Here is a 15,211-nt window from a genome sequence, read left to right as displayed (position 1 = left end):
GCCTCGCATCAGGGTGCCGAGCCTGGCATGGCGCTCTTGCCGGCGCCGGTGAAGCAGTGGCGCAGGCTCAAGACCGACGGGATGATGCCGACTTGCCGCACCACGATCCGGTGCAGCCAGAGATTCCAGATCAGCGTGACCAGCAGCGAAGCGACCGCTCCGCCCAGCATCCCGAAGAGCGGCAGCAGCAGCGCGTTCAAGGCCAGGGTCGCGACGAGCGAGATCGCGAAGGCCAGCAGGCTCTGGGTCTGATGGCCCGAGAGGGTGAGGATCTGCGTCACCGGCCCCGCAGCCGCGATCACGAGCTGGCTCACGCCCAGGATGATCAGCGTCACCTGACCGCGCGCGAAATCGGGCCCGAAGATATGCAGGATCTGCGGACCGGCCACGACCAGCACCGCAACGGCTGCCAGAGACGGCCAGAAGCGCAGCTGCGTGGCGCGCGCCACCAGCGACTGCAGGCCCGCGGAGTTCTTGTTGGCGATCAGATGCGAGGCCTGCGGCGACAGGATCGCATTGATGGCATAGAGCCCGAAGCTGATCAGGTTGGCGGTGCGGAAGCAGGCGCTGTAGACCGCCATATCCTCCGACGGCAGGAAGAAGCCGGCGATCGTGAGGCTCATCTCCTGGAAGTAGGTCGTGAATAGCACCAGGAGCTGCAGCTCGAGGCTGGTCCGGGTCCAGAACCAGGTGCGGTAGGTCGGCGACGCGCCGGTGCGCAGCGGCTTCAGACCGCGATCGATATAGACATGCTGGCCCAGCAGCAGAAGGGGCAGCATCGCGACGGTGAAGAGCATCACCAGGCTGGCGGAGAGGCCGCCCCAGAGCAGCTGCCAGGCCACCACGATCAGCAGCAGGAAGAGCTGGCGCAGGAAGTTCGAGGGCAGGAAGGCCGCGGTGAAATTCGAGATCGACTGGGCGTAGCTGCTGTGGAGCTGCAGGATCGCGAACAGCGGCACGCCGACGAAGGCGAGCGCCAGCGCGCCGTCCATCCCGCCAGTTCCCTGCCGCCACCAGAGGAATCCCAGCCCGCCCAGCATGGCGATGATGCTGGCGACGAAGGAGAGTTGGTTGCCGCGCTTGAGGAAGCCCGCCACCTCGCCGCGCTGGTCGCGCGCCGCCGCCTGGCGCACGAAGCGGACCGCCGAGGCGGGGTAACCCAGGGTCGTCAGCGACGACATCACCATGCAGGCCGAGAAGGCGAAGACGTAATTGCCCAGCTCGGCCGCCCCCATCCAGCGCGCGAGCAGGATATAGGTGACATAGGTGAGGGCCGTGCCGCCCACGCGCAGCAGGAACACCAGGGCCGACCAGCGGACGAAGGACTTGAAGGTCGCGACCTTGCTCAGCGCGGGGTCGGCCGGCTCGGCGGGACCCTGCCGGTCAGGCGATGAAGCGGCGACGTGCATGCTCATAGAACTCCAAGTCTCCCGCGCAGAGCTGTTCCATTCGGGCGCGGGCGCTGCGGTCGATCTCCGGCTTCTGGAAACGGCCGGAGCGCATATGGTGCAGCCGCAGCGGCGCGCCGAAGACGCCGGCGAAGCCCGCCGCGAAGTCGGGCATCCTGTCGGTGAACCCGACCAGGGCGAATTTCTCCAGATTGACGCGCGCGGCCGTCATCGCCTCGGCGATGCCCGCGGGCGGGATGATCGCCCGCCCGCTGAAATAGCGCAGCATCACGGTGGCATGACGCCAGCCCACCTCGGAATCGAGGTAGGCCCCGAAGGACATATCGATGTAATTCCCGAGCCGCGCGTCGGCATAGTTCGACACCAGCCGGTCGAGGGGATTGCGCAGCACCGAGACGAAGCGATAACGGTCGCCGAAGGCGGTGTGCGCCAATTCGCTGAAGAGGAAATGGCCGCAGACCAGGGGTGCGTCGTCCGCCATGTAATAGAGCATGAGATGTTCGCGATAGGCGAAGATCACCTGCGATTCGGGTCCGTCCTCGTGGATGTTCCATTCCGGCCGCCCCGATTGCAGCGCGGTCGCCCGGCGCGAGGGCCGCGCCAGGATCATTCCGATCCGCTTCTGCAAGGGGCAGAGGCTGCGCATGGCGTCCGTGACCGAAGTCCCGGCACATTTGGGCACATGCATATAGAGGCAGTTGTAGGCGAGCGGCCGGCGCAGCGAACGCAGCGCGCGGGCCGCATAGAGGCGCATCCGCTCGTAGGTCTGGCGCATCAGCGGCCGCGCTTCGGGATCGGGATTGAGCCCATGCCGCAGCAGGGGCGGCAAAGCGGGGGGAGACTCGGGCGATGGCGAGGTGGACATGCTTCACCCGGTCGCCCCCGGCTTGAAGGCCTCCGCCAGCGCCGCCCAGCAGGGCTTGCGCTTGAGCTGATCGTCCAGCGGCAAGGGACGGTTAGGCTGGCCGTCGCTGCGGCGGAACTGGGCGCCGGCGTTGGGGGCGTTGTACCAGCTCTGCTTGTCGACCAGGCCCCAGGTGAAGACTGCGTCGACGGCCTTCTCGGTCAGGGCCGGACCGATCGTCTTGTAATAGAACTCGGCGACCTGCTCGTCGCGCTGCGCGAAATCGTAGGGCAGCATGTTGTCGAGCACATCGAGCTCGGTGAACATCACCTTGAGCCCGAGCTCGCCGACCGCCTGAACGAAGGCGCGGATCTTCTCGGAATCCAGCCCTTCGGTCGTCCTGATATGCGCCTGGATGCCCAAGGCATGGATCGGCGTGCCGTTCGCCTTATAGGCCCGCAACTGATCCAGCACCTTCTTGCGCTGCTGGTCGTTGAAGGAGCTGTCGGCGGTCAGATGCGTGTCGTTCAGGATCAGGATCGCGTCGGGATCGGCCGCGGCCGCGGTGCGGAAGGCCAGATCGATGTAATCGGGCCCCAGCACATCGAGCCAATGGGAGGAGCGGTAGATCGCGTTGGGTACGGGAGCGAAGATCTCATTGACCACGACCCAGTGATACATCTTGCCGCGATAGCGGCCGACCACGGTGTTGATGTGATCGATCATCGCGCGCTTGGTGGCGTCGACCGTCGAGAGATTCTTCAGCCAGTCGGGAATGTCCTGATACCAGACCAGGCAATGGGCGCCCGCGATCATCTTGTTCTTGGCCGCGTAGTCCATCATCCAGTCGGCGTCGTCGAAGGTATAGCCACTGGCCGTCTTGTGGCAGGCCCGCCACATGAGGTCCCAGCCGTTATGCAGCACGCCGCATTCACGGGCATAGGCGGCGGCGAAATCGGGATCCTTGTTGGTGAGACGAAGCTGGTTATGGGAACCGAACTTGACGCCCTTGCTCAGCGCCAGCTGACGCAAAGGCGGCAGCGATTCGAGATTGCGGCCGGAGAAGCTTGCGGGCGGAGCGGCCTGCAGCCCGCGCAAGGGCCGCAACACGCCGAGTGCCGTCGCCGCGGCGCCGGCCGCAATCAGGCGCCGGCGTCCGATTGTTCCCGAACGGCCGCCTATCACGATAGACCCCCGGCCGCTCATCAGCTTCTCTCGGACGATCGCTGGTCGAGGCGCGCCGCAGCCGCAGCCTGCGTCGAGCCAGCGGGCGCGAAGAGCGCGTCATAGGCGCCCAGCAGAACCGGCACCGAATGCTCCCAAGCCAGGCTCTCGCGCAGCCGGCGCTGGCCGAAATCGGCCATCAGCTTCCGGCGCGGCTCATCGTCGAGCAGCTGGGCGATCAGCGAAGCCATCGCCGTCTCGGCATTGGCGGGGGCATAGAGCGCCGCCTCCTGTGCCGAGAAGCGCGTCTCGCGCAGATCGAAGGCGACGATCGGCAGGCCGAAATACATATACTCCATGATCTTGTTCATGGTGCTCTTGTCCGACCAGTCGTTCTTCGGGTCGGGGTCGATGCCGATATCGGCCGAGGATAGGATGCGGCAGAGATCCTCGTCGCTGACCCGGCCGGTGAAGGTCGTCATGTCGCCCAGGCCCAGCGTCTGGGCATAGGCCTTGATCTCCGGCTGATGCGGGCCTCCGCCGACGAAGACCGCCTGGATGTCGTCGCGGCCCCGCCCGCGAAGATCCTTGAGAGCGCGCAGCATGTAATCGACGCCGTCCTGCTTGCAGATCTCGCCCAGATAGACCGCGAGATGGCGCCTGCCGTTGCGCCAGGAGGGATCGGCCGGGTAGCGCTTGAAGCGCGCCAGATCGGGACCCGAACGGACGATATGGACCTGATCGGGCCGCATGCCCCCGCGCTCGACCGCGATGCGCTTATGGCTCTCATTGGTAGTGATGACCTGATCGGCGGTGCGGAAGGTCATCCGCTCCAGGAACAGCAGACCCCGATACATGGCGCCGTCGCTGCGATCGAATTTCGCCGCGTACATCTCGGGCGAGAGATCGTGATGATCGAACAGGAAGCGCTTGCCGAAGGGCCGCCAGAACCAGGCCAGCGCCCAATAGGTCTCGGGCGGGTTGCAGGCATGGATCACGTCGAAGCCGCGGCCCCGGAACGCGACCCGCAGGCTCTTCATCCAGGTCCGGACGAAGCACCAGAGGAACTCGGCCACGAAACCGAAGGCGCCCTTGGCGTCGATCGGCAGGCCATAGCGATGGATATCGACGCCCTCGAGCTGCTCGAAGCTGCGGTTGAAGCCCTTGGCCTTGGGACAGATCACGCTGACGCCATAGCCGGCCTTGGTCAGGCTGGTGGCTTCGAGCCAGACCCGCCGGTCGAAGGGAACCGGCAGGTTCTGGACGACGATGAGAACGCGACGCTGGAGTCCGGATCGGGCCATCATCTCACCAGCAGATGCCGTGATACTGCCCGCCATCCGACGTGCGGTTGCCGATGCGGGCGAAGTCGACGATCACCTGGCCGTCCTTCAGCTTGTCGAAGACCTGGCCATGGCTCGGATCGTCATTGCCGATGACGACAGTCTCGGCGTGGTCCATGACCGCGTCGATGCTGTCGACCACCAGGTTGAAGATGTGCGGGATATGGTTGAGCAGATAGCTCTTGTTCGAGCCCATCAGCCCGGCCAGCTTGACGTTGCGATCGAAGATGCGAACGTCGTAGCCCTTGCCGATCAGATGCTCGACCACATCGACCATCGGGCTCTCGCGCAGATCGTCGGTGCCGGCCTTGAAACTCAAGCCCAGCACGCCGACGCGCCGGTGGCCCTGCTCGGCGATCATGCGGAACCCGCTGCTGGTATGGCGCTCGTTGCTGGGAATGACCGAGTTGAGGATCGGCAGCTCGAGATCGAGCCGGCGCGCGCGGTAATTGAGCGCGCGCAGGTCCTTCGGCAGGCAGGAGCCGCCGAAGGAGAAACCCGGCTTCAGATATTTGGGCGAGATGTTGAGCTTGGTGTCGCGGCAGAAGATGTCCATGACCTTATGGCCATCGATGCCGAGCGCCTTGGCGATGGCGCCCATCTCGTTGCCGAACCCGACCTTGAGCGCATGCCAGGCGTTGTCGGCATATTTCACCATCTCGGCGATCTCGATGTCGGTCTGGATCATCGGCGCGTCGATGCCGTCATAGAGACCGGCCAGCGTCTTGCGGCTGAGCTCGTCGGTGGCGCCGATGACGGTCTTGGGCGGATTGAAGAAATCGTCGACCGCCGTGCCTTCGCGCAGGAACTCCGGATTGAAGCAGACGCCGAAATCGACGCCGGCCTTCTTGCCCGAGGCGCGCTCGAGCAGCGGGATCACCACGTCGCGCGTCGTGCCCGGCAGCACCGTGCTGCGCATCACCACCACGAAGAAATCCTTGCGCGCCTTGAGCGCGCTGCCGATCTCCTCGCAGACCGCGCGGACATAGGTCAGGTCGAGATTGCCGTTCTGCTGGCTGGGCGTGCCGACGCAAACGAAGGCGAGATCGGTGACGGCCACGGCCGCGGGCCCATCGGTCGTGCCGGTGAGCCGGCCCTCGCGCACGGCCTTGGCGATCAGATCGCCGATCTTGGCCTCGATCACCGGCGATTCGCCGCGCGCGATGAAGGCGGTCTTGGTCGGGTTGACATCGACGCCGACGATCTGATGGCCACGGGCGGCCAGGCAACCGACCGAGACCGCGCCGACATAGCCAAGTCCGAAAATGCTGATCTTCACGCTGTTCACCTGTGACTGGAGGAGGACGCCAGGCGCCCCGTCATCGCACCCGCGATGACGGCGGTTCCGGCCGTGGGATCGCGGTCGAACGCGATCCGGGTCTCGAATTCGATGTTGCCCTCGGCGTTGCCCTCGCCCAGCAGCATCCAGGCCGGCTCACGGCGGCCGAAACCAGCGGAGTACCAGCCACGCGGCGGCTCGACCGAGCCGCGCGTCAGGGACCAGGCGAGGCCTCCGGGCAGCGTCATCGCGGCGGAGCGGGTGGCGAAGCCCGCCGGCCATCGGAGCCGCGCGACAATCCCTTCGAGGCTGACCTCGACGGCAGGACCGAAATGAAAGGCGAGGCGGCAGCGGCTGCGCTGACCGAGAGTCAGCCGATCGAGGACCGCGAGACCGGGCTCGGTGCGGTCGAGGGTGACGCTGCGCTCATGGGACGCGCGGGACGGCAAGCGCCGATAGCCATCATGGGCCGCGCGCCATTCGGCGACCGGACCCGAATCGAGGGCCGTCGCCGCGATCAGCCGCGCCTTGGCGGGCTTCAGCCAGAAGAACATGCCGCCCGCGACCGACTGGTCTTGGCCGTCGAGCTCGAGCGCGTTATGCGCGAGCGTCGAGCGGAAATAGTTCCGCCAACCGGGCTCCGACTGGTAGCAGCCGGTGCCGGGATCGGCCAGGATCTCGACCCCGCCGATCCGAAGCTCGATCGAGAGCGCATCGGCATGGGCATGAGCCGAGAGCGGCGCCAGCCCGTGAGGGCCATGGTCGCAGCGGCACCAGATCTCATCGCCCGAGCGGGTCTCGCCGCGCAGGATCGCGATGCCGGCCTGCGAGAAAAGCGCCGGCCTCGTGGTCGGGCGCGGCGACAGCGGCAGGGCATCGGGCGCCAGGGCCGCCCAGAACGCCGCCCGCAAGCCGGCGCGGCGCGGGATCGGCCACCAGGGAGTGGCGGTAAAGAGCGCGGCACCGCTGGCAAGCAGGGAATCCGCCCGGGGTTGGTCCGGCGCATCCAGCAGCAGCGCGGTGCAGTCATCGCTGTCGCCCTGGCGCGGCGGCTTGCCGTCGCTGTCGATCCAGCCCGCCAGCGCATCCGTCATGGATTGGGCGGCGACCCAGATATCGCGGCCCAGCGGGAAACCGGCCGCATAGCCTTCCAGCATGGCGGTCACGGTCAGCTCAAGGACAAAGAGGTGGTAATCGGTCGCGAGCTCGCGGTTGCTGCCGTCGGCGAAGGTCTGGCGCGGGATCTCGCGGCGCAGCCTGGCCAGCGCCTGCGCGCGCCAGCGGTCGGTCTGGGCGAAGCCGCGGAAGGCGCAGGAAGCCGCGAACAACCCCACCGTCTCGGCCAGGAGATGATTGTTGGCCGAAGAGCCATGGCTGCGGAAGCGCGCCAGATAGAGCTGATGGCCGTAGAGCTGGCGCAGGAAGATCGGGTTGCGCTCAAAGAGGGGCGGTGCCTCGCTCCAGCTCTGGAGCAGCCGGCGGATCCAGACCCAGGCGATCAGCCGCATGCCGACCTCGATGCCCATGGTCCAGTGGACACCGGACAGGACCGGATTGGCCTCCCACCAGGATTGCAGCTGGATGCCGACCCGCTCGGCATAGCGATTCTCGCCGGTAAGCGCATAGGCGGCCGCCAGCAGCGTCAGATGATGGTGACGCGACAGCTCCCAGATGCGCTTGACGTCACGGTCGGGGGCACCCTGACGCCAGTCGACATCGAAGCCGTATTCATTCCGGCTGGCCGAAAAGTCGCTGCTGCCGTCGCCGAACCAGTCCGGCACCGGCGCCATGTCCATGCGGGGCCGGCCGAAGACCTCCCAATGCCCGTCCATGATCCGATCGGCGGCGGCGACCAGAGCCAGCGTCGAAGGATCGTCGGCGGGAATGGCGGGCAGGCGCGAGAGCGGGGTCGCGAAGATGACCGGGCCGAGCTCGCGCGGGAACAGCGAGCGCCTGGAGCCGGGCTTGCGGCGCGAGCGCCAGGATGCCTTCCGCGCCGCGTCGCTGGCGCGCATGGCGATTTCCAGCGCCGACATCCGCCGCAGCCTCGCGGCATACCAAGCCAGATTCATCGCGGGCATCCTGCTCCGTCTCGGGTCCCCGGGCGCGGCCCGATCGAGGCCGTCCCGAGCGGGACCGCCACGGTCTTTTGGGCGGTCAATAGGCGTTTTCGCGTTTCAGAACGGCCACGATCGTCAGCAGCAGGATCTTGATGTCGAGCAGGACCGACCAGTTGTCGATGTAATAGAGGTCATGCTCGACCCGCTTGACCGCCTTCTCGACCGTGTCGATTTCGCCGCGCCAGCCATTGACCTGGGCCCAGCCGGTGATGCCTGGGCGAACGCGATGGCGGGCCGCATATTCGGCCACGATCTCGTCGTAATAGCGGTTGTTGATCTTGAGCGCGGCCTGGTGGGGGCGCGGACCGACGATCGACATCTCGCCGCGCAGCACATTGATGATCTGCGGCAGCTCGTCGAGGCTGGTCTTGCGCAGGAAGCCGCCCAGCCGCGTGACACGCGAATCGCCGCGCTTGACGACGTTCTCGCCCGCCGCGTCGCACTGATCGGTGTACATGGTCCGGAACTTGAAGACCTCGATCATCTGGTTGTTGTAGCCAAAGCGGCGCTGGCGGAAGAAGACGGGGCCCGGGCTGTCGAGCTTGACGGCCAGGGCCACCAGCGCCAGCAGCGGCGAGATCAGCACCAGGATGGCCGCGGCGAGGAACCGGTCCTCGATCTCCTTGCGGACCCATTTCCAGTCGCTGAGCGGGCGCTCCACCAGATTGAGCACGGGCTGGTCGGCGACGCGGCCGACCGAGCAGTTGCCAAGCGGCAGACCCTTGAGATCGGGGCAGAGGCTGACGGCAACCGGGAGCTGGCGCAGACGGCGGAAGATCTCGGCCAGCTCGGTCTCGGCCTGGGCCGGCATGGCGACCACGATCTGGTCCACATGGACCCGGCGGCAGAATTCGGTGAGGTCGTCGATATTGCCCGCCAGACCGCGGCCCGCGACGACCGGCCGGCGGTCGCTGAAGCGCTCGTCGAACACGCCGACGATCTCCACGTCGGCACTGTGGCTGGCCTCGACCATGGCGATGAAATGCTCGGCCTCATGGCCGGCGCCCACCACCACCAGATTGCGGCTGAGGCGGCGTTGGCGGCTCCAATGGCGGACCAGGGTGCTCAACGCCACGCGGTTGACGGCCAGCCCCGACAGCCCGATCAGGAACCAGCAGACCACCCAGCCGCGCGAGAAATTCTCGCCGGTCTTGGTGAAGAACAGGGCAGCGGCGAAAACCAGCAGCACCAGCGACCAGGCCAGCACCACCCGGCCGAACCGGCGCAAGGGGGAGCGCAGGGTCGGGTGGGTATAGAGATGGGCCAGCTGGAAACCGTTGGCGCAGAGCAGGCCGATGATGGCCACGAAGACCAGGGACAGCTCGGCCGCCAGCGCCTGCTGGGCCGGGGGGTAGACCTGATAGGCGATCAGGCCGGCGCCGAGCACCGCAACCAGGTCGGCAAGCCGAAGACACCCGGAGACGATTGGCAGCGACACGGTTCGTCTCTCCGATATCATCGAAGTCACCTATCGATTTCTTTTTGTGAGATCGCCGGCACGGTTGCCGCGCTTGACGCCTCGCCTTGGGCGTTCGGGGGAGCGGCACCGTCACGCTAACAGCGAGGAACAAGGCCTTGGGAAGCAAAGTTGTGGCAGCGTCACCGCCATTAAATAGATGGTCAGCAATAAGCCGCTCGCAGCGCGCGCTTGCGGATATCGCATTTCAAGCGAGCCGTGGCATCCTTGTGGCACCGATGATGGAGCGCGTGGTTCATGCTCGCGACGGCCTCGCATAGTCGGTGATGTCGTCTTCGAAATAGCAGCGGCCAGTCATTGATTTGATCGCCAATGAAGCTGTGGAATTTACCTAGATGAAGAGATCGTTTCATGAAGGATCGCACGTTAATGGATGAGGAAAAGCCGCAACGCGCACTCCAAGCGCTGCAACGATTTCTCGGCACGCCGCTGAACCGGTTGCTCGAGAATCCCGGCATGGGGAATAGCGAGGCGGCAGCCCTTGCGCTCTTCCGCGATGTCGCCGCGCGCGTCCCCGCCTATCGGCTGTTCCTCGAGCAGCATGGCATCGATCCGGCGTCGATCCGCGACGCTGCCGATTTCTCGACGCTGCCTCTCACCGACAAGGCGAACTATCTGCAGCGCCACAAGCTGGCCGATCTCTGTCGCGAGGGCCGGCTCGAGAGCTGCGACATGATGGCGGTCTCCTCGGGCTCGACCGGCAAGCCGACCTTCTGGCCGCGCTTCCTCAGCGACGAACTGGTCACCGCCGTTCGCTTCGAGCAGGCCTTCCATGACAGTTTTGCTTCCGACCGGCGCCGCACCCTCGCCGTCGTCTGCTTCGCGCTGGGCACCTGGGTCGGCGGCCTCTTCACGACCGCCTGCTGCCGCCATCTCGCCGCCAAGGGCTATCCGCTGATGGTGGTCGCGCCCGGCAACAACAAAACTGAAATCTGGCGGGTGGTCCGCGAGCTGGCGCCGCAGTTCGAGCAGACGGTGTTGCTGGGCTATCCGCCCTTCCTCAAGGACGTCATCGATGGCGGCGTCGCCGAGGGCCTCGATTGGCGGCCCTTCCAGGTGAAGCTGGTGATGGCCGGCGAGGTGTTCAGCGAGGAATGGCGCGACCTGGTCGGGAGCCGCGCCGGCATCGCCGATCCGGCCTATGGCTCGGTCGCCCTCTATGGCACGGCCGATGCCGGGGTGCTGGGCAACGAGACGCCGCTCAGCATCACCATCCGCCGGTTCCTCGGCCACCATCCGGACGCCGCGCGCGAGCTCTTCGGCGAATCACGCCTGCCCACGCTGGTGCAGTACGATCCGCGCGCGCGTTATTTCGAGACGCATGAGGGCACCCTGCTCTTCTCCGGCGACAATGGCGTGCCGCTCCTGCGCTACCATATCGCCGACATGGGCGGGATCGTGCCCTATGAGGAGATGCTGCGCTTCCTGGCTGCGCGCGGTTTCGACCCGATTGCCGCCCTGTCACAAGCGGGATCGCAGGCGGGCGGGCGCGGCATCCGGCCGCTGCCCTTCGTCTATGTGTTCGGCCGTTCCAACTTCACCGTCTCCTATTTCGGCGCAAACATCTATCCCGAGAACGTCACGGTCGGGTTGGAGCAGGAGCGGATTGCGGGCTGGGTGACCGGCAAGTTCGTGCTGCAGGCGATCGAGGGACTGGAGCAGGCCCCCCATCTCTCGATCGCGGTCGAGCTGGCCCCCGGGATCGAGGCCGACGATTCCAAGCGCGACAGCATCGCGCAATCGATCCTGGCGCAGCTCCTGCGCCTCAACAGCGAGTTTCAGGCCTATACCCCGCCGGAATATCGCCTGCCGCGCGTCAGCCTGAAGCCGACAGGCGATCTCGACTGGTTCCCGGTCGGGGTCAAGCATCGCTACACGCGCAAGTAAGGGAAAGCCGGGATCAGGCGGCGCTTTTGCTGTCGCCCGGGCGCTTCTCGATATCCTCGAGAAAGGAGGAGAGATCCTCCAGCCCCTCGGCATTCGCCGCGTCGCCGGCCGAGCCGGGGACCTCGGGTGTGAAGGCTGCCATGGTGGCTCCCGTTTGGCGCGCGATGGCCGCCAGCAGATCGGGCGTGTTGATCGGCTTGGAGACATAGTCGTTCATCCCGGCGGCAAGATAGGTCTCCCGGTCGCCGGAAAGCGCATTGGCGGTAAGTGCGATGATCGGCACGCGACCGGCGGTCCCGGGCAAAGCGCGGATCAGTCGCGTCGCCTCGATGCCGTCCATCTCCGGCATATGACCATCCATCAGGATGAAGTCGAACTGGCCGATGCCGGCGGCATCGAGCGCCTCCCGGCCGTTGGCGACGAAGCTCGCCTTGATGCCGGCCGCGCTCAGGATGCCCTCGATCACCATCTGGTTGACGCGGTTGTCCTCCGCGACCAGGGCCCGCAAGCCCGCACGCAGGCCCGCGGCGGGGCCCGCCTCGATCAGCTCGGCGCGATCGAAGCTGCCATCGTCGCGGCGCAAGGGGATCTCGAGCCAGAAGCGGCTGCCGCGGCCGGGCTCGCTCTCCACGCCGATGCTGCCATTCATCAGGTCCACCAGCTGCTTGCAGATGGCGAGCCCGAGGCCGGTGCCGCCATATTTGCGCGTGGTGGAGCTGTCGGCCTGGCTGAAGCGGATGAAGAGATTGGCCTGCGCCGCCTTGGGAATGCCGATCCCGGAATCCTCGACCTCGACATGGATGACGACCCGATCGCCCTCCTCCCGGGTCCGGGCGCGCAGGATCACCTCGCCCCTCTCGGTGAACTTGATCGCGTTGCCGACCAGATTGATCAGGATCTGACGCAGCCGCATCGGATCGCCCACCAGCCGTTCGGGAAGGTCGTCGAGCCCTTCCAACCCCAGATGCAGCTGCCGGCCGGCGGCGCGATGCATCATGAGAATGCTGACCGAACGCAGCAGATCCGGCAGCGAGAAGGCGACCGCTTCCAGATCGAGCTTGCGGGCCTCCATCTTGGAGAAATCGAGAATGTCGTTGATGATCGCCATCAGCGATTCGGCCGAGACCGTGATGACGTCGACATAGCCCGCCTGCTCGCGATCGAGATCGGTGCGCTTGAGCAGCGACACCATTCCGATCACGCCGTTCATCGGCGTGCGGATCTCGTGGCTCATCAGGGCGAGGAACTCGCTCTTGGCGTGGCTGGCGGATTCGGCGGTCTCCTTGGCGCGGCGCATCTCGGCGAGGGCGCGGCGCCGGCCCTCGCGCAGGCGCGCCAGCACGGCGGCGACGATCGCCAGCACCAGGAGCAGCGGCGTGGCCAACGCGGCGGTGCCGGTGAGGCGCGCCTCGCGTTGCGCCGCCAGGGTGGCGGGCGGCACGCGCGAGACGACGCGCCAGAAGTAGTCGAACGAAAAGGGGGTCGACGCCGTCGGCGCGAAGCCGCCCGCCACCGTGGCGTTGAGACGCTGCAGATCGGCCAGCGGCGACACGGTGGCGAAGGTGAAGAGCCCGCGTTCGGTCTCGAACTGCCCGCTCGGCGCATCGACGATGCGCGGCCATTCCTGTGGAAAGTGCGCCGCGAAGCCGCGTCCGGCATGCTCGGGCAGGGCGAAGCCCCATTCGTCCTCGGCGCTCGGGCCCTTGAGCAGGAAGCCGTCGCTGTTGACCAGCATCATCTGGCCGTGCGCCGTCGGACCCTCGCGGGCGACGTCGACCAGCAAGCGGCTGCCCAGGTAGTTGAGCACCACCAGGCCGCGCCGCTGCCCGTCGCGGTCGAACACCGGCGTGCTGAAGCGCAGCACCGGCTTGAGCGGGCGTTCGATGCTGGCGCCCTCGGTATTGAGCTCGAAGGGCGAGAGGTGCACCTCGCCGAGGGAGAGCGCGAGCGTGCGCTGCACGTAGGGTCGCTGCGACGTGTCCTGCAGGTCGACGTCGGCGACGACGACCGGGTCGCCGCCGTTGTAGTTGACGCGGATGACCTCGCGGCCGCGCTCGTCGATGTAGCGGATCTGGTCGAACAGGCCGGTCAGCGCGGTGTAGGCGCGGAACTCCTCGGCGACGCGGTCGCGCGTCCGGGTGTCGCCGCCGGCGAGGAACTCGGACAGATCGGGGTCGCGCGCGATGATCATCAGGTGCGAGACGGCCGCCTCGAGATCGCGCACGATGGCGGCGCTGACCCGCTCGACGTGCCCGGCCTCCTCCTGTCGCATGAGCTGGAGGTCGGACTTCACCTCGTTGCGGTAGGCCAGCACCGCGACCGCGATGACCACGGCGGCGGTGCCGATGAACCACAGCGCGAACCCAGCGATCAATCGCCGCCAGCCGGCCAGGCCGACCGCAGATGTGCCAGGGCTCTGCATGCTAGCGGGCGCGGCGCAGGGCGGGCGGACGGCGCGGCGCTTCGTAGCGGCCGGCGAGCAGGTCGGCGAGCGGGGCGGTGATCTCCAGGCGCTCGAACAGCAGCTTGAGGATGGCGGTCATCGGCGCCGCCAGCAGCATGCCGGCGACGCCCCAGAGCGCGCCCCAGATCATCAGGGCGAGCAGGACGGCGACGGGGTGCAGGTCGAGCGAGTCCCCCATCACCAGCGGCTCGACCAGGTTGCCGATCACGACGTGCAGCGCGGTCGGGATGAGGATGGCCAACGTCGCCGCGCCGGAGGAGATCTCCGGGCTGACCAGGACCACCGGCAGCGGCAGCAGCGTCGCGATCAGCGGGCCGATGTTGGGGATGAAATTGAGCACGAAGGTGAAGAGGCCGAAGACGATCGCGAGGTCGACGCCGAGCAGGGCCAGGGTCACGCCGACCAGCAGCCCGACGACGGCCGAGATGACCAGCTTGGTGAGCAGGTAGCGCTGGATGCCGTCGACCATCTCGCCCCACATATCGCCCTGCGGGCGCGGCTCGGTGGCGCGGCCCATCAGCAGGAAGAAGACGAACACCAGCACCAGGACGCCCTGCGACAGGATGCCGAGCATGGCGTTGGTGGTGCCGAGCAGCCACGCGCCGATGGTGGCGGGCGCGACGACGGTATACGGATCGAGCTTGCCGAGCCGCACGTCGAAGCGCTCCATCGTGTGCGCCGCCCGCTGCAGCAGCTCGGCCAGCGTCGTCTGATACAGATCGGCGCGCTGCGTCAGCTGGCCGACCGAGGTGGTGACCAGGGCGCCGAGCAGATTGAGGGCGACGAAGCCGAGCATCATCGTCACCAGCACGGCCACCATGCGCGGCAGTCGCAGGGTGTGGGTCAGCAGGCGGATCAGCGGCGCCATGCTGAAAGCGAGGAAGAGCGCCAGCACGAAGGGGATCATCACCGCGCTCAGCCAGTACAGCGTCACGCCGACGGCGAACGCCGCGATGATCAGCAGGCACAGCGTCTGGATGCGCTGCTCGCGCGCGACCACCTCCATGCCGCCTTGTACTCCACCGCGCGGCAGGGAGGAACCGGCAATGCTACGCGGTGCCCCCCGCCGGGCACGAGACGCCGGGGCCGCAGCAGCCGCCCGGATTCCAGGCGCAGCTGCGCGCCGCCGGTATTGGGTGCCGCCCTCCTTTGCGACTTGACCGTCAGTCGAGCCGGTCGCCGGCAAGACACAACGCCGGCCCCCCGGTTGGGCTCGTGTAGGGG

The 15,211-nt window shown here is 67.0% G+C and carries 10 protein-coding genes; 1 reads left to right on the top strand and 9 read right to left on the bottom strand.

Annotation, left to right across the window (positions count from 1 at the left end):
* Positions 1 to 8 precede the first annotated feature (8 nt).
* From ACREE8_RS24190 to ACREE8_RS24160, 7 genes are all read right to left on the bottom strand, one after another.
* The gene (locus tag ACREE8_RS24190; protein ID WP_431575584.1) at positions 9 to 1,415 is read right to left on the bottom strand and encodes a lipopolysaccharide biosynthesis protein; all 1,407 of its coding nucleotides are present in this window, start codon (positions 1,413 to 1,415) and stop codon (positions 9 to 11) included.
* Positions 1,384 to 2,274, bottom strand: a complete 891-nt coding sequence (locus tag ACREE8_RS24185) for a sulfotransferase family 2 domain-containing protein (protein WP_431575583.1) — start codon at positions 2,272 to 2,274, stop codon at positions 1,384 to 1,386. The genes ACREE8_RS24190 and ACREE8_RS24185 overlap by 32 nt, the downstream gene beginning before the upstream one ends.
* 3 nt (positions 2,275 to 2,277) lie before the next feature.
* Positions 2,278 to 3,459, bottom strand: a complete 1,182-nt coding sequence (locus tag ACREE8_RS24180; RefSeq protein WP_431575582.1) for an endo-1,4-beta-xylanase — start codon at positions 3,457 to 3,459, stop codon at positions 2,278 to 2,280.
* Positions 3,459 to 4,724: a glycosyltransferase family 4 protein gene (locus ACREE8_RS24175; protein ID WP_431575581.1), complete on the bottom strand. Its 1,266-nt coding sequence runs from the start codon at positions 4,722 to 4,724 to the stop codon at positions 3,459 to 3,461. The genes ACREE8_RS24180 and ACREE8_RS24175 overlap by 1 nt, the downstream gene beginning before the upstream one ends.
* A gap of 1 nt (position 4,725) precedes the next feature.
* Positions 4,726 to 6,039, bottom strand: coding sequence for a nucleotide sugar dehydrogenase (locus tag ACREE8_RS24170; RefSeq protein ID WP_431575580.1), 1,314 nt, complete (start codon positions 6,037 to 6,039; stop codon positions 4,726 to 4,728).
* 5 nt (positions 6,040 to 6,044) lie between these two features.
* Entirely contained in the window at positions 6,045 to 8,111 is a 2,067-nt protein-coding gene (locus tag ACREE8_RS24165; RefSeq protein ID WP_431575579.1) for an alginate lyase family protein, read from the bottom strand.
* Positions 8,112 to 8,196: 85 nt separating this feature from the next.
* A complete protein-coding gene (locus tag ACREE8_RS24160) occupies positions 8,197 to 9,597 on the bottom strand; it encodes an undecaprenyl-phosphate glucose phosphotransferase (RefSeq protein WP_431575578.1) in 1,401 nt (466 codons plus the stop codon).
* 408 nt (positions 9,598 to 10,005) lie between these two features.
* Between ACREE8_RS24160 and ACREE8_RS24155 the strand changes: the two genes are divergently transcribed.
* Complete coding sequence (locus tag ACREE8_RS24155; RefSeq protein WP_431575577.1) at positions 10,006 to 11,523, top strand: phenylacetate--CoA ligase family protein; 1,518 nt, start codon at positions 10,006 to 10,008, stop codon at positions 11,521 to 11,523.
* A gap of 13 nt (positions 11,524 to 11,536) precedes the next feature.
* Here ACREE8_RS24155 and ACREE8_RS24150 read toward each other — a convergent pair whose 3' ends face one another.
* Positions 11,537 to 13,897, bottom strand: a complete 2,361-nt coding sequence (locus tag ACREE8_RS24150; protein ID WP_431575576.1) for an ATP-binding protein — start codon at positions 13,895 to 13,897, stop codon at positions 11,537 to 11,539.
* A 49-nt stretch (positions 13,898 to 13,946) separates the two neighbouring features.
* Positions 13,947 to 14,993, bottom strand: a complete 1,047-nt coding sequence (locus ACREE8_RS24145) for an AI-2E family transporter (RefSeq protein WP_431575575.1) — start codon at positions 14,991 to 14,993, stop codon at positions 13,947 to 13,949.
* Between the last annotated feature and the right edge of the window lie 218 nt (positions 14,994 to 15,211).

This window comes from Hypericibacter sp., from assembly GCF_050729195.1.
Lineage (GTDB): Bacteria > Pseudomonadota > Alphaproteobacteria > Dongiales > Dongiaceae > Hypericibacter.
This window is presented reverse-complemented; position numbering and strand designations above follow the sequence as displayed.

What these genes read in the sequence shown, in the direction of transcription:
- ACREE8_RS24190 (WP_431575584.1), bottom strand. Translation starts at nt 1,415, where the DNA reads ATGAGCATGCACGTCGCCGCTTCATCGCCTGACCGGCAGGGTCCCGCC.
- ACREE8_RS24185 (WP_431575583.1), bottom strand. Translation starts at nt 2,274, where the DNA reads ATGTCCACCTCGCCATCGCCCGAGTCTCCCCCCGCTTTGCCGCCCCTG.
- ACREE8_RS24180 (WP_431575582.1), bottom strand. Translation starts at nt 3,459, where the DNA reads ATGAGCGGCCGGGGGTCTATCGTGATAGGCGGCCGTTCGGGAACAATC.
- ACREE8_RS24175 (WP_431575581.1), bottom strand. Translation starts at nt 4,724, where the DNA reads ATGATGGCCCGATCCGGACTCCAGCGTCGCGTTCTCATCGTCGTCCAG.
- ACREE8_RS24165 (WP_431575579.1), bottom strand. Translation starts at nt 8,111, where the DNA reads ATGAATCTGGCTTGGTATGCCGCGAGGCTGCGGCGGATGTCGGCGCTG.
- ACREE8_RS24155 (WP_431575577.1), top strand. Translation starts at nt 10,006, where the DNA reads ATGGATGAGGAAAAGCCGCAACGCGCACTCCAAGCGCTGCAACGATTT.
- ACREE8_RS24145 (WP_431575575.1), bottom strand. Translation starts at nt 14,993, where the DNA reads ATGGAGGTGGTCGCGCGCGAGCAGCGCATCCAGACGCTGTGCCTGCTG.